The organism is Kaistia nematophila (assembly GCF_026343855.1).
Lineage (GTDB): Bacteria > Pseudomonadota > Alphaproteobacteria > Rhizobiales > Kaistiaceae > Kaistia > Kaistia nematophila.
The window spans coordinates 35,928-55,971 of record NZ_JAPKNK010000004.1 but is presented as its reverse complement, the minus strand read 5'-3'; the positions used below and the strand labels follow the sequence as shown (position 1 = coordinate 55,971).

The window sequence follows — 20,044 nt, the reverse complement described above, 5'->3', positions numbered from 1 at the left end:
AACCGCGTCCCGAAATGGCTTAGCCGAACACCACCAGGAGATCCTTGGCGTCGATCTGGCTGCCGGCGTGGACCAGGACCTCGGCGATGGTGCCGTCGCGGTCGGCGTGGATGGCGGTTTCCATCTTCATCGCCTCGATCGACAGCAGCACGTCGCCGGCCTTGACCGTCTGGCCTGCTTTGACGGCGAGCGTCGAGACGACGCCCGGCATCGGCGCCGCGACATGGTTCGGATTGCCGTCCTCGGCCTTGCGCTTGGCGACGACCGAGCCGGCATTGGCGCGATCCGGCACCTTGATGACGCGCGGCTGGCCGTTCAGCTCGAAGAAGACCCGGATCAGGCCTTCCTCGTCGGCGTCGCCGATCGCCTGCATCCGGATCACCATGGTCTTGCCCTTCTCGAGCTCGACCAGGATCTCTTCGCCGATCGGCAGGCCGTAGAAATAGACCGGTGTCGGCAGCACGCTGGTCGGTCCCCAGGTCTGCTGGCCCTTGGCGAAGTCGGTGAAGACCTTCGGGTACATCAGGTAGGAGGCGAGCTGGAAGTCGTCGATGTCGCCATTCCCGACCTTGTCCTTGGCCGCCTTGCGCTCGGCCTCGAGGTCGGCGGCGGCGATCAGCGAGCCCGGGCGCGCGGTCGACGGCGTCTCGCCCTTCAGTGCCTTCTTCTGGATGCCTTCCGGCCAGCCGCCCGGCGGCTGGCCGAGGTCGCCGCGCATCATCTGCACGACGGAATCAGGGAAGGCGATGTCCTTCGCCGGGTTCTCGACATCCGCGACGGAAAGGTTCTGCGACACCATCATCAGCGCCATGTCGCCGACGACCTTCGACGACGGCGTCACCTTGACGATGTCGCCGAACATCTTGTTGACGTCGGCGTAGGCCTGCGCGACCTCGTGCCAGCGCGTGTCGAGGCCGAGCGAGCGGGCCTGTTCCTTCAGGTTGGTGAACTGGCCGCCCGGCATCTCGTGCAGATAGACTTCCGAGGCGCCGGCCTTCAGGTCGCTTTCGAAGGCGGCGTACTGGCCGCGCACCGCTTCCCAGTAGAACGAGATCTTGCGGATCGCGTCGGTGTCGAGGCCGGTGTCGCGCTCCGAGCCCTTCAGCGCCTCGACGACGGAGCCGAGGCAGGGCTGGGAGGTCAGGCCGGAGAGCGCGTCCATTGCCGCGTCGACGGCATCGACGCCGGCTTCGACGGCGGCCAGCACGGTCGCCGCCGAGATGCCCGACGTGTCGTGCGTGTGCAGGTGGATCGGCAGATCGGTCTCTTCGCGCAGCGTCGCGACCAGCTTCTTGGCGGCCGCCGGCTTCAGCAGGCCGGCCATGTCCTTGAGGCCGATCACATGCGCGCCGGCCTTTTCCAGGTCCTTGGCGAGGCCGACATAGTATTTCAGGTCGTACTTGGCGCGGTCGGGATCGAGGATGTCGCCGGTGTAGCAGATCGCCGCCTCGAGGACCTTGCCCTCCTCGCGCACCGCGTCCATCGAGACGCGCATGTTCTCGACCCAGTTCAGGCAGTCGAACACGCGGAACAGGTCGACGCCGCCGGCGGCCGCCTGCTTGACGAAGAACTTGACGACGTTGTCGGCGTAGTTGGTGTAGCCGACGCCGTTGGCGCCGCGCAGCAGCATCTGCAGCAGGATGTTCGGCGCCCGCTCGCGCACCATGGCGAGCCGCTCCCACGGATCTTCCGTCAGGAAGCGCATGGAGACGTCGAAGGTGGCGCCGCCCCAGCATTCGAGGCTGAGAAGCCCGGGAAGGCCCCGTGCGTAAGCGTCGGCGATGCCGACGATGTCATGCGTGCGCATGCGGGTGGCGAGCAGCGACTGGTGCGCGTCGCGCATCGTCGTGTCGGTGACGAGCACGCGCTTCTCCGCGCGCATCCACCTGGCGAGCGCCTCGGGGCCGTGGGCGTCGAGATACTGCTTGGTGCCGGGCGCGGGGTCGGCCGCGTATTGCGGGATCACCTTGGCGAGCGCGTCGGCCTTCGGCTTGACGCGGCCGCGCGTCTCGGGATGGCCGTTGACGGTGACGTCGGCGATGTAGTTCAGCAGCTTGGTCGCGCGGTCGCGCCGGCGCACGGCCGAGAACAGCTCCGGCGTCGTGTCGATGAAGCGGGTCGTATAGGAATTGTCGCGGAACTGCGGGTGGTTGATGATGTTGGCGACGAAGGTCAGGTTGGTCGCCACGCCGCGGATGCGGAACTCGCGCAGCGCGCGGTCCATGCGCGAGATCGCTTCCTGCGGCGTCGGCGCCCAGGCGGTGATCTTCTCCAGCAGCGGGTCGTAGAAGCGCGTGATCACCGCGCCCGAATAGGCGGTGCCGCCGTCGAGGCGGATGCCGAAGCCGGATGCCTCGCGATAGGCGGTGATGCGGCCGTAGTCGGGGATGAAGTTCTGCTCGGGGTCTTCCGTCGTGATGCGGCACTGCAGGGCATGGCCGTTCAGGCGGATGTCGGCCTGCTTCGGCACGCCCGATTCCGGCGTGCCGATGGCGGCGCCCTCGGCGATGTGGATCTGCGCCTTGACGATGTCGATGCCGGTCACCTGCTCGGTGACGGTGTGCTCGACCTGGATGCGCGGATTGACCTCGATGAAGTAGAACTTGCCGGTGTCGGCATCCATCAGGAACTCGACCGTGCCGGCGCCGTAATAATCGGACGCGGTGGCGATCTTGACGCCGTAATCGGTCAGTTCCTTGCGCTCGGCCTCGGAGAGGTAAGGCGCCGGCGCGCGCTCGACCACCTTCTGGTGGCGGCGCTGCACGGAGCAGTCGCGCTCATAGAGATGGACGATGTTGCCGTGCTGGTCGCCGAGGATCTGCACCTCGACGTGACGGGCGCGCTCGACCAGCTTCTCGAGATAGATCTCGTCCTTGCCGAAGGCGGCCTTGGCCTCGCGCCGGGCGGTGACCGCGTCCTTGAGCAGGGTCTCCTCGTCGCGGATGACGCGCATGCCGCGTCCGCCGCCGCCCCAGGAGGCCTTCAGCATCAGCGGATAGCCGATGCGGGCGGCTTCGGCCTTGATGGTCTCGACGTCGTCCGGCAGAGGGGCCGTTGCCGGCATGACCGGCACGCCGGCCGAGATCGCCAGATTGCGCGCGGCGACCTTGTTGCCGAGCATGCGCATCGTGTCGGGCGACGGGCCGATGAAGATGATGCCGGCCTCGCGGCAGGCTTCGGCGAATTCGGGGCTCTCCGACAGCAGGCCGTAGCCGGGATGGATGGCGTCGACCTTCGCCTCGCGGGCGATGCGGATGATGTCGGCGATGTTCAGATAGGCTTCGATCGGGCCGAGGCCCTTGCCGACCTGATAGGCTTCGTCGGCCTTGAAACGGTGCAGCGCGAGTTTGTCTTCCTCGGCGAAGATCGCAACGGTTGTGATGCCCAGTTCGTTCGCCGCGCGGAACACGCGAATGGCGATTTCGGACCGGTTGGCGACCAGGATTTTCTTGATGGTCACGTATTCCCCCAAACATTGGCCGGGCATCGTCGCTGCCGACGAGGCTGCTGGGGGAATGATTACTAGGTTTGTGCGGTTGCGAAAAGACCGGAGTTTTGCGCTGCAGCGCGGCGGCGGCATGGCATTCTCAGGCGGCGGAAAACAAAGCCGCCTGAGAAGACTTCCAGTGCGCCTAGGCGGGGATCGAACTCAGCCGTCGCAGCAAAGTCGGCGTCGCCATCACCATGGCGCGCTCGGCCGGCGTCATGAACGACACCGCTTCCTCGATCGTGCCGGCTTCCTCGATCTTGGCAATCGCCTGCGCTTCCAGCGGATCGATCTTGCCGCGCGGCCGCGGCGGTACCGCATCGGTCAGGGCGAGGTGGACGGCGCGCAGGTTCTCGTCGCGGGCGATCGCGACGAGATCCGGCGCTTCGGCGACCGCCTGCTCATAGACCGGGCGCGCCGCAGCGGCGGCGATCGCGACCGCCGGCGGGTCGACTTCCTCCGGCGTGCGCAGCAGTCCGATCCGGCGGATGAAGCGGCCGATCGTGTTGGAGCCGGTCATGCCGGAGACCGGCACGACCAGAAGCAGGCCGAGGATCGCCGGCGACATCCACGCGACGAGCACGAGCGAATCGAGCCAGGCGGCGAACAGCAGCGCGACGCCGATCAGGAAATGCCAGCGATGGCGGACGATCAGCGACTTGATCGGCACGCCGCCATCGTCGCGGCGCTGCGGCTTCCAGCCGGAATCGCGGCCGAGCAGGATCGACAGGATGGCGCCCGTATGGACCAGCATCATGATCGGGGCGATGAGCGCCGAGACGATGATCTCGAACACGAAGCTCGCAATGGTGCGGAATCCGCCGACCTTGCGGCGATCGTCGCGCGTGCGCAGGAAGGAGATCAGGCCGAGCAGCTTCGGGCCGAACAGGATCACCATGGTGAGGCCGAACAGGCGCAGGGCGCGCTCGGCGTCGATGACCGGCCAGGTCGGGAAGAGCTGGAACTCCTCGGTGAAATATTCCGGGCGGATGAAATGCGCCTGCAGCGACAGCGCCAGGCCCGCGAGGATCAGCATCAGCCACAGAGGCGAGGCGAGATAGGAGCCGATTCCGGTCAAAAGGTGGATGCGGCTGACCCAGTGCAGACCGCGCGCCGGCAACACCAGCGTGTGCTGCAGATTGCCCTGGCACCAGCGCCGGTCGCGCACGGCGAGGTCGATCAGCGAGGGCGGGCTTTCTTCATAGGAGCCGGCGAGGTCCTCGGCGATCCGTACCGTCCAGCCGGCACGGCGCAGCAGCGCCGCCTCGACGAAATCATGACTGAGGATGTGGCCGCCGAAGGGCGGCTTGCCGGGCAGGTGGGGCAGGCCCGCGGCCTCCATGAAGGCGCGCGTGCGGATGATGGCGTTGTGGCCCCAGTAGTTGCCCTCGGAGCCGGTCCAGAAGGCGAGGCCGGCGCCGACGACCGGGCCGTAGACGCGGCCGGCGAACTGCTGCAGCCGGGCGACGATGGTGGTGCCGTTGACGAGGGCCGGGATGGTCTGGATCAGGCCCGCATCGGGGTCTTCCTCCATCCGGCGCGCCAGCTCCACGATCGTCTCCGGGGCGATCAGGCTGTCGGCGTCGAGCACCAGCATGTGGTCGTAGGCGGCGCCCCAGCGGGTGCAGAAATCGGCGACGTTGCCGGACTTGCGGGCGACGTTCTTGCGGCGGCGACGATAATAGATCCTGGCCCGGTCGCCGAGGCGGCCGCGCAGCGCGAGCAGCGCCGCTTCCTCCGCCAGCGCCACGTCGGGATCGGTGGTGTCGGAGAGGATGAACCAGTCGAAGGCGGGTCCCTGGTGCAGTTCGTCGAGCCCGACCGCCATGGCCTCGACTGCGGCGAAGACCCGCGACGGGTCTTCGTTGTAGGTCGGCATCAGCATGGCCGTCCTGCCGCCGAGCGGGCCTGGCGGGGTACGCTTCTGGCGGTATCGCCGGGCCATGACGACGCCATAGCCCGCGATCGCACTGGTGAAGGCGAGCGCGATCCAGCCGAAATTCAGCGCAAACAGCACCAGCACGGCGATCTCGATCGGCGTCAGGCCGCCGACGATCAGCACCTGCTCCATCTCGAAGACGGCGACGGCGGCGAGCAGGAACGCACTGCCGAGGATGCCGATGCGGCGGATCCAGGACGAGCGCGAGCGGCGCGGATCGACGAATTTGCGCCGGTCGCGCCGGCGAAAGCGCCAGAGCGACTGGGTCGGCATGTCCGAAGGCGTCTCCGGCGGCGTGCCGCGCGTCGGATGGGCCGTCGCCTCGTCCCCCGGGACGCGGGAGGCCGGCGGCGGCAGATCCGCCGGCTGGGCCGTTTCCACGGCAGGGAAAGCGATCACGCCGTCCATCGATAGACCCAGGTCTCCGCTGGCCGCTCATCCGGGAACTGCAGCACGACCCTCAACTCCACGAGGGTCGCGTCTTCCGGGTCGAGTTCGAAATTGACGCGCCATCCTTCACCCAGCTTCGGGTTGGGGATCAGCACGACATTGCTGATCTTACCCCTGGATGTGGTGACCGTCGCCTTCGGTTCCTTCGCCGGCTGGCCTTCCAACGCCTGCGGCGGGAAAAAGTCGATCACAAAGCGGCGATTGGGATTGTCGCCATCCGACTGGGCGCGGCCGATGCGGGTGCCGGCCACGACCATGCCGCCCGGCGCATAGGCCGGGTCGCCGCCCCAGGACAAGCGATAGGCGAAGGCGTATTCGGTGCCTGCAGCGATGACGTCCTTCGGCTGCCAGTAGGCGACGATGTTGTCGTGCACCTCGGAATTGGTCGGGATCTCGACCAGCGTGACGGCGCCCTGGCCCCAGTCGCCGACCGGCTCGACCCAGAGGCTCGGCCGCGCCTCGTAGGAGGCCTCGAGATCCTCGTAATTGTCGAAGACGCGGTTGCGCTGCATCAGGCCGAAGCCGCGCGGGCCGGCGTCGACGAAGGCGCTGATCTGTAGCGTCGTCGGATTGGAGATCGGCCGCCACAGCCGTTCGCCGCGGCCATTGACCATCAGCAGGCCATCGGAATCGTGCACTTCGGGGCGGAAGTCGTCGACGCCGATGCGGTCGTTCGAGCCGAAGAAATACATGCTGGTGCCCGGCGCCAGGCCGACCTTGGTGAGATCGACGCGCGGGAACAGGGTCGCCTCGACATCCATGGTGGTGGGATAGCCGGGCCGGATCGTGAAGCGATAGGCGCCGGACGCGCTCGGGCTGTCGAGCAGCGCGTGCAGGACGATGGTCTCGCCTTCCTTGATCGGGGTCTCGACCCAGAAGGCGCGGAAGATCGGGAATTCCTCGCCCTCGGGCTCGGCCGTCTTGATGGCGAGGCCGCGCGCGGAGATGCCGTAGACCTGGCCGCGGCCGATCGCGCGGAAATAGCTGGCGCCCTGGAAGACGAGGATTTCGTCGAAATAGTTGGGATTGTTGATCGGGCCGTGCACCCGGATTCCGGCGAAGCCCATGTCGACGTCGGGGATGCCCTTCGGCACCAGCGGGCCGAAATCGAACATGTTGGTCGAGTAGGGCAGGTGCTTGGCCTGGCCTTCCTTGACGATCGCGACCTCGATCGGCTCCTTGTAGTAGAACCCGGGATGGAAGAGCTGCAGCTTGAACGGCAGGCCGTCATCGGCCCAGACCGAAGCCGACGGCTTGAAGCGGATGTCGCGATACTGGTCGTAGGTCAGGTTCTGCAGTACGTCCGGCAGGCGCGAGGTCGGCGCGGCGAACGGCACCCGCGACAGGCGGCGCGCGATTTCCGCCACGGTCGACCGGGTGAAGGGACCGTCCGTCGCAAGCGACGCGGCGACGTTGTTCGCCTGCGCCATGGCCTCGACCGGGTACAGGTTGCCGATGGCAGCGGCGGCGACAAAGGCGCCGGCCGATGCGAGCAGGCGTCGCCGCGAGATCTTGAACGGAGTCTCAGTCATTTTCTGTCTGTTTTCTCGGAAAACCGGAGTGGTTACCCGAACTTAGGGTCGAACTGTGGTGAAATTAACACGGCCCGTTTGCCGCAGCCGAACCGGCTGCGGAGGTCGTTGGCTCCCTATAGGGCCGAAGGCTTCCGTCCGCCATGGCCCTGTCGCGACAAAGGTGCGGATCCGGAGCGGATTCCCACCTTCCGGTTGGTTGCTCAAGTCCGACAATGTCGCGTTCCCCGACGCCATGATTCCCGTCAAATCCCACATAGCTTAGCCGCGTTTTCGAGAATGCGGAACGTCGCCGGAGGTCGCCTGCGATCATATTTGAAGCCATTTTTTCCCGGGGGGTGCCGCTGGGGGACGACGGGCCAGGAAGCGCGGGCGCGCCTGCAACCTGTGCGGCTACTTGTGCGCGTCGTCGCGCCTAGGCATTCTCTGCGGCGCTCATCGGCCGAAGTGCGTTCGGCCCGGGCCCATTCGACCCAGATTGCATTCGATTCGAGTGCACAACACCAAAAGAAACCTCCGCTGAGGAAGCAGTCATGATCACGGTTTTCGGTTCCATCAATATCGATCTCGTCAGCCGGACCGCGCGCCTGCCGCGCCCGGGCGAGACGGTGCCCGGATCCGAATACCAGCTGATCCCCGGCGGCAAGGGCGCCAATCAGGCGTTGGCGGCGCGGCGCGCGGGCGCGAATGTCCGTATGATCGGCGCGGTTGGCAATGACGACATGGCCGCGACCGCGCTCGCCGAGCTCGACGCCGGCGGCGTCGACCTGACCGGCGTCCAGCGCCGGGGCAACACGACCGGCATGGCGGTGATCACCGTCGATGACCATGCCGAGAACACCATCGTGCTGTCGCCGGGCGCCAATGCGAAGCTTTCCGCCGATGACATCGCGCCGGGCTCGGTCGGCGTCGGCGACACGCTTCTGCTGCAGATGGAAGTGCCGTTCGAGCAGACGCTCGCCGCCGCTCGCCTCGCCAAGGCCGCCGGCGCGCGCGTCGTGCTCTCGATCGCGCCCTTCCTGCCGGTGGAGCGCGAGGCCTTCGCCGATATCGACATGATCCTCGTGAACGAGACCGAGGCGGGAGACCTCGCCCGGCATCTCGGCCTTAGCCCCGGATCGACCGGCGCCGAGACGGTCAGCCGGCTGGCCGGGGAGTTGAAGCGCACGGTGATCGCGACCCTCGGCCCGGATGGCGCCGTCGCCGCCACCACCGAGGCGGACACCATCAGCGTGCCGGCGCTGAAGGTCGTGCCGGTCGACACCACCGGCGCTGGCGACACGTTCTGCGGCGTGCTGGCGGCGCTGCTCGACGAGGGCGCCGACCTCGCGACCGCGATGCGCCGGGCCGCCGTGGCCGGTTCGCTTGCCTGTGCCAAGCCGGGCGCGCAGCCCAGCTTCCCCCTGCGGGAGGCGATCGAATTGTCGCTGATCGACGATCCCGCTTTTCCGTGACAGCGGGACGGGGCTGATGTATGACGACTGACAAGACTGATCACTGGTGAATATCATATTCATCTGAAAACCAATCTGAGTCGCATCCGGCCTGCGCCTGCGCGCGGTTTCCGGTCGTGCCGTAGCCCTCTATTCCGAGATCATCGATGAGCGTCACCACCGCTGCACAACCCCGTACCCTGCGCCTGAACGGCACGGACAATGTCCGCGTCGCCATCGACACCATCATGCCGGGGTCGGTCGTGGAGGGCGTGACCGCCAGCCAGCGCGTGCCCAAAGGCCACAAGATCGCCGTCACCGGCATCGCCGAAGGCGCCCCGGTCCTGAAGTTCGGCCAGATCATCGGCTTCGCCAAGGCGCCGATCGCGCCGGGCGAGTGGGTGCACGAGCACAATTGCGGCATGTCCGAGTTCGACCGCGACTACCAGTTCGCCGAGGGCGCGCATGACGACGGCCTGCTGCCGCTCGCCGAGCGCCGTCATTTCGACGGCTTCCACCGTCCGAACGGCAAGGTCGGCACGCGCAACTACATCGGCATCCTGACCAGCGTGAACTGCTCGGCGACCGTCGCCCGCTACATCGCCGACGCCTTCAATCGCTCGGATATCCTCAAGGACTATCCGAACGTCGACGGCGTCGTCTCCTTCGTGCACGGCACCGGCTGTGGCATGGGCGGTTCGGGCGAGGGCTACGACACGCTGGAGCGCACGCAGTGGGGCTATGCCGCGCATCCGAACCTCGCCGGCGTGCTCGTCGTCGGTCTCGGCTGCGAAGTGTTCCAGATTCCGCGGCTGATGAAGCAGTACAATCTGGTCGAGCATGACGGCTTCCGCACCATGACGATCCAGGACACGGGCGGCACGCGCAAGACGATCGAGACCGGTATCGCCACGATCAAGGAGATGCTGCCGGCCGCCAACGCCTACCGGCGCCAGGCGACCCCGGTCTCCGAGATCATGGTCGGCCTGCAGTGCGGCGGCTCGGACGGCTATTCCGGCATCACCGCCAACCCGGCGCTCGGCCATGCCTCGGATATTCTCGTCCGCCATGGCGGCACGACCATCCTGTCGGAGACGCCGGAGATCTACGGCGCCGAGCACCTGCTCACCCGCCGCGCCGCCAACCGCGAGGTCGGCGAGAAGCTGGTCGGCCTGATCAAGTGGTGGGAAGATTATACCGAGCGCAACCAGGGCGAGATGAACAACAACCCGTCGCCGGGCAACAAGCTGGGTGGCCTGACGACGATTCTCGAGAAGTCGCTCGGCGCCGCCGCCAAGGGCGGCACCTCGACGCTGCGCGGCGTCTACAAGTATGCCGAGCCGGTCGATACGCATGGCTTCGTCTACATGGACAGCCCGGGCTATGACCCGGCCGCCGTCACCGGCCAGATCGCTTCCGGCGCCAACATGATCGTGTTCACCACGGGCCGTGGCTCGGCCGCCGGCTACAAGCCGACCCCGTCGATCAAGCTCGCGACCAATTCCGACGTCTACACCCGCATGATCGATGACATGGACATCAATTGCGGCGACGTGCTGGATGGCGTGTCGATCGAGGAGAAGGGCCAGGAGATCTTCGACGAGATCGTCGCGGTCGCGTCCGGCAAGCATTCGAAGTCGGAAGACCTCGGCTATGGCGACGCGGAATTCGTGCCGTGGCAGATCGGCGCCGTGATGTAAGGCCCGGCCTTACCGCTGTCTTGAAAACAAAAAGCCCCCGTCCGACCGGACGGGGGCTTTTTTTTGTTATCAGGTCATGGAAGGAGACGGGCAGGGAAGGCGGTGCGGCTTGCTACCCGCCGGCCATCACGTCGAAGATCAGCTTGATGTTGAGGACGATGATCGTCGCGGCGATGACGGCGGCGACCGCGGTCAGCCAGCGCGGCGTCGTGAACTCGCCCATCTTGCGGCGCTCGGCGGTGAACACCACCAGCGGGATCACGGCGAAGGGGAGCTGCAGGCTCAGGATCACCTGCGACAGGATCAGCAGCTGGCCTGCGCCCTTGTCGCCGTAATAGATCGTGACGGCGGCGGCCGGCACGATGGCGATGCCGCGCGTGATCAGCCGGCGCAGCCAGGGCGCCAGGCGGATGTTGAGGAAGCCCTCCATGACGATCTGGCCGGCCATGGTGGCGGTGACCGTCGAGTTGAGGCCGCAGCAGAGCAGCGCCACGGCGAAGAGGGTCGGCGCCAGCGCCGAGCCGAGCAGCGGATGCAGCAGCGTGTAGGCCTTGTCGAGCTCGACTACCTCCGTGTTGCCCTTGGCGTGGAAGGCCGAGGCCGCGAGGATCAGGATCGAGGCGTTGATGGCGAGCGCGAACAGCAGCGCCAGCGTCGAATCCATCGTCGCGAAGCGGATCGCCTCGCGCTTGCCTTTGCTGTCGGCATGGTAGGCGCGGGTCTGCACGATGCCGGAATGCAGGTAGAGATTGTGAGGCATCACGGTCGCGCCGATGATGCCCAGCGCCAGATAGAGCATGTTCGGGTTGGAGACGATCTCGGTCGAGGGCACGAAGCCGCGCACCAGTTCGCCCCAGACCGGGTCGGCCATGACGATCTGCACCAGGAACGACACCGCGATGACGCCGAGCAGCGTGATCACCAGCGCCTCGACCCAGCGAAACCCCTTGGTCTGCAGATAGAGCACCAGGAAGACGTCGAGGGCGGTGATCAGCACGCCGATCTCGAGCGGGATGCCGAACAGGAGATTGAGGCCGATCGCCGTGCCGATCACCTCGGCGAGGTCGGTGGCGCAGATGGCTATCTCGGCCAGGATCCAGAGCAGGCCGGCGACCGGGGCGGGATAGGCGTCGCGGCAGGCTTGGGCGAGATCGCGGCCGGTGGCGATCGCCAGCCGCGTCGCCAGCGCCTGCAGGATCATCGCCATCAGGCTCGACAGCAGCACGACGAAGAGCAGCGTGTAGCCGAAGCGCGAGCCGCCGGCGATCGAGGTCGCCCAGTTGCCGGGATCCATGTAGCCGACGGCGACCAGATAGCCGGGGCCGAGGAAGGCGGCCGCCTTGCGCCAGTTCGGCGCTCCCGGGGCGACCGCGATCGAGCCATGCACCTCGGCGAGCGAAGGAGCGCCACGTTCGCGACGCCACCCGCCGCCCGCTGCCTTCTCTTCCTCGATCGTCCGCATGATGGGCTTTCAGAAATGCAACTGAGAACTATTCGCATTAAATGGACGAGTTGGCCGCGAAGTCAACAGGAACGTTGCGACAGGCGGCGCGAACGCGGCGGCGGCGCAACGGCAGCGCGGGAGCCGCCGCGGACGCGCGATCGCGGAATCGGACGGCTGCGACTGGCGGGAACATCCGGCAGGCCCTAGTTTGATTGCCTGACTATCTCCGACCCAACATGAGGCACCTCGATGCAGACACGCAAGCTCGGCACTACCGATCTCGATGTTTCGGTGATCGGTCTCGGCACCAATAATTTCGGCGGGCGCATCGACCTCGAAGGGTCGCGCCGGGTGATCGACGCGGCGATCGATCACGGCATCAATTTCTTCGATACCGCCGACATCTATGCCGACACGCATTCCGAGAGCATCATCGGCGAGGTGCTGGGCGCGCGGCGTGACAAGATCGTGCTCGCCACCAAGTTCGGCAAGCCGATCCAGGGCTCGCCGGAGAAGAAGCGGGCGTCGCGCGACTATATCTTCCGCGCCGTCGACGCCAGCCTGGCGCGGCTGAAGACCGACCGCATCGATCTCTACCAGCAGCACGAGCCGGATCCCGATACGCCGATCGAGGAGACGCTGGGCGCGCTCGAGGAACTCGTGAAGGTCGGCAAGATCCGCTATTATGGCGCCTCCAACTTCACGCCGGCGGGGCTCGGGGAAGCGCAGGCGGCGGCCCGCAAAGCCGGCTATCGCGGCTTCGTCGCCAGCCAGGACGAATACAGCCTCGTCGAGCGCTCGATCGAGGCGGAACTCTTGCCGGTGATCCGCGCCGAGAAGCTGGCGCTGATCCCGTTCTTCCCGCTCGCGGCCGGCCTTCTGACCGGCAAGTACAGCCAGGGCCAGCGCCCGGAGGGCAGCCGGTTCGGCGCCTGGACGGCGCTTGGCGACCGTTACCTGACCGAGCGCAACCTGACGCTGGCGGACCAGTACGAGGCCTTTGCCAGGGCGCGCGGCCACACGCTGCTCGAACTCGCCTTCGCCTGGCTGCTGGCGCAGGATTCCGTGCCGTCGGTCATCGCCGGCGCCACCTCGGCGGCGCAGATCGAGGCCAATGCGGCGGCCGGCAACTGGCAGCTCAGCGCCGCCGATCTCGCCGCCTTCGCCGCGCTCCCGGCGTAGCGGAGCGCGCTGGCGCGTGACGGCGCGGCATGCGATCGTCGGCAGCGGGGAGGACACATCATGTCGATGGAAGTCTACGCCGCTTTCCTGCTCGCCTGCGTCGTCATCGCCATCATACCGGGTCCCACGGTGACGCTGATCATCGCCAACAGCCTGCGCCACGGCGCGCGCGCCGGGCTGCTCAACGTCGCCGGGACGCAATTGGGGCTCGCCGTCATGGTGACGGTCGCCTCGATCGGCCTGTCGTCGCTGATCGCCGCCGCCGGCCACTGGTTCGATTGGCTGCGCCTCGCCGGCGCCGCCTATCTCGTCTGGCTCGGCATCAGGATGCTGCGCGCCGAGGGCATCACTACCGCGGCGGGAACACCGGCGCCGCCGCGCGGCGGCTTCCTGCTACAGGGGCTGGTGGTCGCGCTGAGCAACCCGAAGATCCTGCTGTTCTTCGGCGCGTTCTTTCCGCAGTTCATCGATCCCAACCGCAACAAGCTGGTGCAGATCGCGATCATGGGCGTGACGGCGCTGGCGGTGGCCGCGATCAATGACAGCCTGTTCGCCCTGCTCGCCGGCCGTGCGGGGAGATGGCTGACGGAAGCGCGGTCGCGACTGATCGCCCGCATCGGCGGCGCCTGCCTGGTCGGTGGAGGCGTCTGGCTGGCGCTGGCGCGGACACGCTGACCGGCGCGTGAGGCCGTTACGAGATTTTGGGATGGAACGGATCGACACCTATCTACCAGACTACGATTTCGTCGAGCGCCATGCCTGCGAGGTGGCGGCGTCGCCGGAGGCGGTGATCGCGGTGGCGGCCGACTATCGTCCGGAATCCGATCCGTTTTTCCGCCGCATGATCGCGCTCCGCGAAGTGCCGATGCGTGGATTGCGGCAGATCCTGGGGCGGCGGGATCCGGCGCCTGCCGCGTTCGGCCTTCAGAATTTCCTGCTGCTCGAGCAGGCCGCCGGTGGCCTGGTTTATGGCCTGGTCGGGCGTTTCTGGCGCGCCGACTACGGGCTGGTGACGCTGGCGGACGGGTCGGCGTATCGCGCCTATCGCGAGCCGGGCGTGCCGAAACTGGCGCTGGCCTTTTCGGCCGAGCCGGTCGGCCCCGGGCGGACGCGCCTCTCCACCGAGACGCGTGTCTTCTGTCCGGATCGCGGCGCCTGGCTGCGCTTCGCGCCCTACTGGTATGCGATCCGTCCGGTCAGCGGGCTGATCCGGTCGCGCATCCTCGCTTCGATCAAGCGGCAGAGCGAGCGCCGGGACAGCGCCTGACCCGGATCCGCTTCGCCTGAAAGCGCCCTAGAGATGGATTTCCGGCGCGGTCTTGCAGGTGGATGGCTTGCGCCGATCCCAGCCGCGCGAGGTCCAGTCCTTGGCCGGGCCGGCATTGGGGCCGCCGGATTCCTCGGGTGCGAAGAAGGTGAAGCAGTTGCCGCCGTCGCGCTCGACGAAGAAGCAGGCGCCTTCCTGGCTGTCGTAGAAGGTGCAGAACTTGCCGTCGCGCACCGACCATTGGCCGGAATCCGACCCGTCCATGTCGTGATAGCGGATCGTGCCGTCAATATTGTAGCTCTCGCTGAAGAAGGCGCCGTTGTTGTAGATGCCGTCCAGCGTGACACCCGAAAAGAGCCCCTCTATCTCCGCCGCGGGCACGCGCTGGCCGGCCGTCGCCGACAGGGGCGCCGCCAGGCCGAGGGCTCCTGCCGCCGCCAGCAGGGCGAAACGGCGTATCCAATCCCGTTGCAATCTGCTCACGCGGTTCGTCTCCGTTGACTTCTCTCTGGTTTGACGGCAGAACGTGCGCCAACTTTCTTCGGACTGACCGATGACCGCGCACGTCGTTGCATCTTCGATTCTAGTCGACCTGGTGGCTTCCGTCACCCGGACAGGCACGGCCGTCACGCGCACCTCCACCACTGACAAAACGTCGAAAACCACGACGACTGCCTGACGTCCCTCCGCGCCCCCCAATCTCCCCCGGGGCCCCGAGGGAGACGGGGCCGACCGGACGTGGGTTTTCCGCGGACGACGGTGGGGGAGAAAGACGGACAAGGAGCAGGAAAAAATGGGTTACAAGGTCGCGATCGTCGGCGCCACGGGCAATGTGGGCCGCGAAATTCTTTCGATCCTCGAGGAGCGCGGCTTCCCCGCCGACGAGGTGGTGGCGCTTGCCTCCCGCCGCAGCCAGGGCACGGAAGTGTCGTTCGGCGACAAGACGCTGAAGGTGAAGGCGCTCGACCAGTACGACTTCTCCGACACCGACATCTGCCTGATGTCGGCCGGCGGCTCGATCTCGAAGGAATGGGCCCCGAAGATCGGCGCGCAGGGTTGCGTCGTCATCGACAATTCCTCGGCCTGGCGCTACGACGCGCAGGTGCCGCTGATCGTGCCGGAAGTGAACGCCGACGCCATCACGGGCTTCTCCAAGCTCAACATCATCGCCAATCCGAACTGCTCGACCGCGCAGCTCGTCGTCGCGCTGAAGCCGCTGCACGACGTCGCGACGATCAAGCGCGTCGTCGTCTCGACCTACCAGTCGGTCTCCGGCGCCGGCAAGGAAGCGATGGATGAACTGTTCACGCAGACCCGCGCCGTCTTCGTCAACGACCCGATCGAAGCGACGAAGTTCACCAAGCGCATCGCCTTCAACCTCATTCCGCACATCGACGTCTTCATGGAGGACGGCTACACCAAGGAAGAGTGGAAGGTGATGGCCGAGACCAAGAAGATCCTCGACCCGAAGATCAAGCTGACCTGCACCGCCGTGCGCGTGCCGGTGTTCGTCTCGCATTCCGAATCCGTCAACATCGAGTTCGAGAAGCCGATCTCGGCCGACGAGGCGCGCGATATCCTGCGCGAGGCGCCGGGCTGCCTGGTCATCGATAATCCGGAAGAAGACCAGTACATCACCCCCTACGAGGCGACCGGCGAGGACGCGACCTTCATCTCGCGCATCCGCGAGGACGCTACCGTCGAGAACGGCCTCAACCTGTGGGTCGTCTCCGACAACCTGCGCAAGGGCGCCGCGCTCAACGCCGTCCAGATCGCCGAGGTCCTGGTCAACCGCAAGCTGATCCAGCCGAAGAAGAAGGCCGCCTGAGGCGGTTCGGCTTCGTCCTGCTTCCAATGAAAAGGGCGGCCCCGGGGCCGCCCTTTTTGCATCCGGTATCCATCTGGCGCGAAGGGCTCAGACCTCGATCTCTTCCGGCACGGTGAAGCGGCCGGTTTCCTTGTCGAGGAGGTAGAGCTCGGCGGTCGAGATGTCGAACCAGGCGCCGTGCAGCTCCAGCTCGCCGATCTCCTCCAGGCTCCGGATCCAGGGGAAGGTGCGCAGGTTTGCGATCGTCTGGCGGATCGAGGCGAATTCCATGGCGCGCTGGCGGTCGGCCGTCTCGGCCGGGTCCTCGCAGATCAGCGCCTCGGCCGGCTTCAACAGGGAGATCCACTTGCCGACGAAATCGGTGTGACCCTTCAAGTCCGGCGGCGCGTCGCGGGCGGCGAGATAGCCGGTGATGCCGCCGCAGCGGCCGTGGCCCATGACGACGAGATCGCGCACCTTCAGGCTCAGCACGCCGAATTCGATCGCGGCCGAGGTGCCGTGGTGTTCGCCATCCGGCGTGAAGGGCGGTACGAGAGCGGCGACGTTGCGCACGACGAAGAGCTCGCCCGGGGCGGCGTCGAAGATCGTCTCCGGTGCGGCGCGGCTGTCGCTGCAGCCGACGATCATCGTTCGCGGGCGCTGGCCGGTCTCCGCCAATACCTTGTAGCGCGAACTCTCCTGCGGCAGCCGCTGTTCGCGGAAGGTCGAGTAGCCGCGCAGAAGACGGGACGGGAAATCGGGGGCCTTAGCCATCCGGTGGTGCTCCAATGGGGGCCTGACACAGCATCATGCGGTGCAGCATGATCGTAGCGATCCAATAAACGGCTTTGCCGCATGGGTCGAGAGGGTTCGCGCGCCGGGCCGGGTCGCGATGACGGCAGGGCGACGCGGCGGGCCGGGAAACGGCGTTCAGGCCCAGATCGCGATCCGTAGCCCTCGTGCGTCGCGCGCCGGCTCGGCCGGGAAGCTCTTCGCCTCGCCCTTGAGCAGGCGGCGGGCGATAAGGGCGTTCGCCGCCGCGTCGAGCAGATCGTCCGCGGCGGCGCCGCGCGGCGGGCGGACGAGGTCGTCAGCGGCAAATCCATGGCGGACCAGCAGGGCGCGGCGCTCGTCGAGCCCGGCCGGGTTGGGCCGGCTCTTCACCTTCTTCGGCAGGGTCATGGCCGCGTCGCCGTTCAGCCGCCAGAAGGCCAGTTCGGGATGGACCTCGAAGATCCGCGCCTCCAGCGCCGGCGTCATCAGCGCGTCGATCTCGCGTATCTTTGGAAAGAGGTGGAAGCACTGCTTCGCCACCATGCGGGGCGGCTCCGAGCTGGCGCTCGCGACCGCGCAGGAAACGCGATAGTCCTCGGTCATCACCGCGCTTCGCGACGGCACCGAGAAGACCGAACTCTGGCGGGGGCCGAGCTTCTGGCGTACCGGCCGTTCCGGCCCGCGTCCCTCCGGGCCGATGAAGTCTGGCAGGCCAATCGGCATGTCGACCGCGAGGACGGCGTCTCCGGTCTCGGCGACCAGATCGGCGAAACGGGCATGGACGCGTACCTCGGGCGCAAGCGGGCCGTCAGAGGCGATCGAGACGGCGATCCAGCCGGCTGGGCAGCCGTCGACGCCGACGACCCGCGCGGTCACGGGATGATCCGCACCGGCGTCAACGGCGCCAGCAGGCGGTCCTGGATCGCGGCGAGCGGCAGTTCGTCGGTGCCGAGGCGGGCCGCCGCATCGATCGCGTCGGCAACGGCGGCGGTGGCGAGGCGCAGCGCCTCAGCGTCCGAGGCGCCTTCGACGAGGCGGGCCAGGAACAGCGCGGCGAACAGGTCGCCGGTGCCGTTCGGCACGCGGCCGCCGATCGCCGCGTGGCTGGCGCGGATGGTGTCGTGGCCCGCGCCGTTGCGCGACAGCAGCAGCGTGGTGATCTCGCCCTCGGTGCCGGCGGCCGAGGTGACCGCGATGCGCGGCGTCGAGAGCGTGGTCGCGGCGGCATGCAGCGCCTCGGCCGGCAGCGAGAGATTGCAGGTCAGGAAACCGAGTTCGGTCGGGTTCGGCGTCAGGATGTCGGCGCGCGGCACGAGGTGGTCGCGGATCGCCGCCGCCGTCGCCTCCGGCACGTAAAGGACGCCGGCGTCGCCCATCACCGGGTCGCAGAGATAGAGCGCGTCGGGCCGCGCCGCCTTGACGGCATCGACCAGCCGCGCCACGGCGGCAGGCTGGCCGGGCGCGCCCATGTAGCCGGTCAGCACGGCGCCGATCTCGCCGAGCCAGGGCGCGCGGATCAGGTCGTCGACCAGCACCTCGAAGGCGGCGGCGTCCGGAACGATCCGGCTGGAACGGCCATGGCCGGGATGCCAGGGCAGCGTCACCGTCTGCACCGACCAGACCGGATGGCCGAAGCGCTCCAGCGCGAAGGCCGCGCCGCGTCCGCCGACCGCGCCGCGCACGACGGTCGAGGAGATGACGAGGATCGCGGGCTTCTTCACCAGTTCGGTCGAGACGGTCATGCGCGTGCTTCCTGCGACGCCGGCGGTTCCGGGCCGGCGGTGCGAAACTAGCCGATTCGATTCCGTTTCGCTGCTCCCGCTCCTATGCTGGCGGCCGAGCCCGACTTCCGGCATGCCGGATCGGCCGTTCCTCTGATCCGGAAAGTCCCGCATGAAGCCGATCCGTCCGCGCCGTTCCGCCCTCTATGTGCCCGGCTCCAATCCGCGCGCCATGGCGAAGGCGCCGACGCTCGGCGCCGATGTCGTGATCTTCGATCTCGAGGACGCCGTCGCACCTTCCGAGAAGGACGCAGCCCGCGAGCGCGTCGTCGAGGCGGTGGCGGCGCTGCGTCAGGCCGGCACGTCCACCGAGATCGTCGTCCGCGCCAACGGGCTCGATACGCCCTGGATCGAGGCCGATCTCGCGGCGGTCGGCGCGGCGCGGCCGGATGCGCTGCTGTTGCCGAAGATCTCGCGGCCGGACGACCTCGCGCGCGTCCGCGCCCGGATCGCCGCTGACGTGGCGCTGCCGCTCTGGGCGATGATCGAGACGCCGCGCGCCGTGCTCGACCCGCTTGCGATCGCCGAGGCGCAGGATGCGCGGCTGCCGCTCGCGGTGCTGGTGCTCGGCCTCAACGATCTCTCCCGCGAGACGGGGGTACGGCAGCTGCCGGGCCGCGCGCCGATGCTGCCCTGGATGATGACGGCGCTCGCCGCGGCACGGACGGCGGGCATAGAGATCCTCGATGGCGTCTTCAACGACATTGTCGACGCTGCCGGCTTCGCGGCCGAATGCCTCCAGGGCCGCGACTGCGGCTTCGATGGCAAGACGGTGATCCACCCACAGCAGGTCGCCGGCGCCAACGCCGCCTTTGCGCCGGGGCCGGAGGAACTGGCCTGGGCTGCGCGGATCGCTCCCGTGTTCGACTTGGCAGAGAACGCCGGCAAGGGCGTCCTCCGGGTCGAGGGCCACATGGTCGAGCGCCTTCACGCCGACATGGCGAAGCGCCTGCTGGCGCTGGCGGCGGCGATCGCGGCGAAAGGGTAGGGCTTCTCTCCTACCGCACTCGTCGCCCAGCTCCGGCTCCGCTGGTTCTGACGCTCGCCGTCATCCTCGCGAAAGCGAGGATCCATGCGGCCGGGTTCTCCGTCGCACGAGCCTCCCCAAAGCCTCGGCTGAGTGGATTCCGGCTCGGGGGCCGGGATCACTGCGAGGGTGGGGTTGGGGCGGTCATCTGTCCGGATGGGATGAAGAGCATTGTCGCGGGGAGGCACGTACCTAGGGAGACGCGAACGAGCGCGGGTCGG

15 protein-coding genes are annotated in these 20,044 nt (G+C 67.6%); 7 read left to right on the top strand and 8 right to left on the bottom strand.

The window, feature by feature from the left end; genetic code table 11:
• Positions 1-19 precede the first annotated feature (19 nt).
• The 3 genes from pyc to OSH07_RS11125 form a co-directional block, all read right to left on the bottom strand.
• Positions 20-3,460: a pyruvate carboxylase gene (pyc, locus tag OSH07_RS11135; protein WP_266338721.1), complete on the bottom strand. Its 3,441-nt coding sequence runs from the start codon at positions 3,458-3,460 to the stop codon at positions 20-22.
• Positions 3,461-3,632: 172 nt separating this feature from the next.
• A complete protein-coding gene (gene mdoH, locus OSH07_RS11130; protein ID WP_266338720.1) occupies positions 3,633-5,834 on the bottom strand; it encodes a glucans biosynthesis glucosyltransferase MdoH in 2,202 nt (733 codons plus the stop codon).
• Positions 5,822-7,408: an OpgD/OpgG family glucan biosynthesis protein gene (locus OSH07_RS11125; RefSeq protein WP_266338719.1), complete on the bottom strand. Its 1,587-nt coding sequence runs from the start codon at positions 7,406-7,408 to the stop codon at positions 5,822-5,824. Before OSH07_RS11125 ends, mdoH begins: the two co-directional genes overlap by 13 nt.
• 533 nt (positions 7,409-7,941) lie before the next feature.
• Here OSH07_RS11125 and OSH07_RS11120 point away from each other — a divergent pair.
• A complete protein-coding gene (locus tag OSH07_RS11120) occupies positions 7,942-8,862 on the top strand; it encodes a ribokinase (protein ID WP_266338718.1) in 921 nt (306 codons plus the stop codon).
• Positions 8,863-9,008: 146 nt separating this feature from the next.
• Positions 9,009-10,541: a UxaA family hydrolase gene (locus OSH07_RS11115; protein WP_266338717.1), complete on the top strand. Its 1,533-nt coding sequence runs from the start codon at positions 9,009-9,011 to the stop codon at positions 10,539-10,541.
• A 112-nt stretch (positions 10,542-10,653) separates the two neighbouring features.
• Here the strand turns inward: OSH07_RS11115 and OSH07_RS11110 are convergent, their stop codons facing one another.
• The gene (locus OSH07_RS11110) at positions 10,654-12,003 is read right to left on the bottom strand and encodes an Nramp family divalent metal transporter (RefSeq protein ID WP_266338716.1); all 1,350 of its coding nucleotides are present in this window, start codon (positions 12,001-12,003) and stop codon (positions 10,654-10,656) included.
• Positions 12,004-12,234: 231 nt separating this feature from the next.
• On the opposite strand from OSH07_RS11110, the gene OSH07_RS11105 reads away from it, so the two are divergent.
• From OSH07_RS11105 to OSH07_RS11095, 3 genes are read left to right on the top strand one after another with little or no spacing between them, the layout of a single operon-like run.
• Positions 12,235-13,167: an aldo/keto reductase gene (locus OSH07_RS11105; protein ID WP_266338715.1), complete on the top strand. Its 933-nt coding sequence runs from the start codon at positions 12,235-12,237 to the stop codon at positions 13,165-13,167.
• Positions 13,168-13,227: 60 nt separating this feature from the next.
• On the top strand, positions 13,228-13,842 hold the full coding sequence (locus tag OSH07_RS11100) for a LysE family translocator (RefSeq protein ID WP_266338714.1): 615 nt from the start codon (positions 13,228-13,230) through the stop codon (positions 13,840-13,842).
• A 31-nt stretch (positions 13,843-13,873) separates the two neighbouring features.
• Complete coding sequence (locus OSH07_RS11095; RefSeq protein WP_266338713.1) at positions 13,874-14,434, top strand: hypothetical protein; 561 nt, start codon at positions 13,874-13,876, stop codon at positions 14,432-14,434.
• 27 nt (positions 14,435-14,461) lie between these two features.
• Here the strand turns inward: OSH07_RS11095 and OSH07_RS11090 are convergent, their stop codons facing one another.
• Positions 14,462-14,917, bottom strand: coding sequence for a hypothetical protein (locus tag OSH07_RS11090; protein ID WP_266338712.1), 456 nt, complete (start codon positions 14,915-14,917; stop codon positions 14,462-14,464).
• A 310-nt stretch (positions 14,918-15,227) separates the two neighbouring features.
• Between OSH07_RS11090 and OSH07_RS11085 the strand changes: the two genes are divergently transcribed.
• Complete coding sequence (locus OSH07_RS11085; RefSeq protein WP_266338711.1) at positions 15,228-16,262, top strand: aspartate-semialdehyde dehydrogenase; 1,035 nt, start codon at positions 15,228-15,230, stop codon at positions 16,260-16,262.
• Between the two features lie 87 nt (positions 16,263-16,349).
• Here OSH07_RS11085 and OSH07_RS11080 read toward each other — a convergent pair whose 3' ends face one another.
• The 3 genes from OSH07_RS11080 to pdxY all read right to left on the bottom strand — a co-directional run bounded on the left by OSH07_RS11080 (position 16,350) and on the right by pdxY (position 18,757).
• A complete protein-coding gene (locus OSH07_RS11080; RefSeq protein ID WP_266338710.1) occupies positions 16,350-17,015 on the bottom strand; it encodes a carbonic anhydrase in 666 nt (221 codons plus the stop codon).
• Between the two features lie 156 nt (positions 17,016-17,171).
• The gene (locus tag OSH07_RS11075; protein ID WP_266338709.1) at positions 17,172-17,891 is read right to left on the bottom strand and encodes a DUF429 domain-containing protein; all 720 of its coding nucleotides are present in this window, start codon (positions 17,889-17,891) and stop codon (positions 17,172-17,174) included.
• Positions 17,888-18,757 (bottom strand): pyridoxal kinase, encoded by an 870-nt coding sequence (pdxY, locus tag OSH07_RS11070; RefSeq protein WP_266338708.1) that lies wholly within the window; start codon positions 18,755-18,757, stop codon positions 17,888-17,890. The genes OSH07_RS11075 and pdxY overlap by 4 nt, the downstream gene beginning before the upstream one ends.
• Before the next feature lie 151 nt (positions 18,758-18,908).
• Between pdxY and OSH07_RS11065 the strand changes: the two genes are divergently transcribed.
• Entirely contained in the window at positions 18,909-19,784 is an 876-nt protein-coding gene (locus OSH07_RS11065) for an HpcH/HpaI aldolase/citrate lyase family protein (protein WP_266338707.1), read from the top strand.
• Positions 19,785-20,044: the final 260 nt, after the last annotated feature.

Bases quoted from the DNA above. Each gene is read 5' to 3' on its own strand.
- mdoH (WP_266338720.1), bottom strand. From the start codon at position 5,834: ATGGACGGCGTGATCGCTTTCCCTGCCGTGGAAACGGCCCAGCCGGCG.
- OSH07_RS11125 (WP_266338719.1), bottom strand. From the start codon at position 7,408: ATGACTGAGACTCCGTTCAAGATCTCGCGGCGACGCCTGCTCGCATCG.
- OSH07_RS11120 (WP_266338718.1), top strand. From the start codon at position 7,942: ATGATCACGGTTTTCGGTTCCATCAATATCGATCTCGTCAGCCGGACC.
- OSH07_RS11115 (WP_266338717.1), top strand. From the start codon at position 9,009: ATGAGCGTCACCACCGCTGCACAACCCCGTACCCTGCGCCTGAACGGC.
- OSH07_RS11110 (WP_266338716.1), bottom strand. From the start codon at position 12,003: ATGCGGACGATCGAGGAAGAGAAGGCAGCGGGCGGCGGGTGGCGTCGC.
- OSH07_RS11105 (WP_266338715.1), top strand. From the start codon at position 12,235: ATGCAGACACGCAAGCTCGGCACTACCGATCTCGATGTTTCGGTGATC.
- OSH07_RS11100 (WP_266338714.1), top strand. From the start codon at position 13,228: ATGTCGATGGAAGTCTACGCCGCTTTCCTGCTCGCCTGCGTCGTCATC.
- OSH07_RS11095 (WP_266338713.1), top strand. From the start codon at position 13,874: ATGGAACGGATCGACACCTATCTACCAGACTACGATTTCGTCGAGCGC.
- OSH07_RS11085 (WP_266338711.1), top strand. From the start codon at position 15,228: ATGGGTTACAAGGTCGCGATCGTCGGCGCCACGGGCAATGTGGGCCGC.
- OSH07_RS11080 (WP_266338710.1), bottom strand. From the start codon at position 17,015: ATGGCTAAGGCCCCCGATTTCCCGTCCCGTCTTCTGCGCGGCTACTCG.
- pdxY (WP_266338708.1), bottom strand. From the start codon at position 18,757: ATGACCGTCTCGACCGAACTGGTGAAGAAGCCCGCGATCCTCGTCATC.
- OSH07_RS11065 (WP_266338707.1), top strand. From the start codon at position 18,909: ATGAAGCCGATCCGTCCGCGCCGTTCCGCCCTCTATGTGCCCGGCTCC.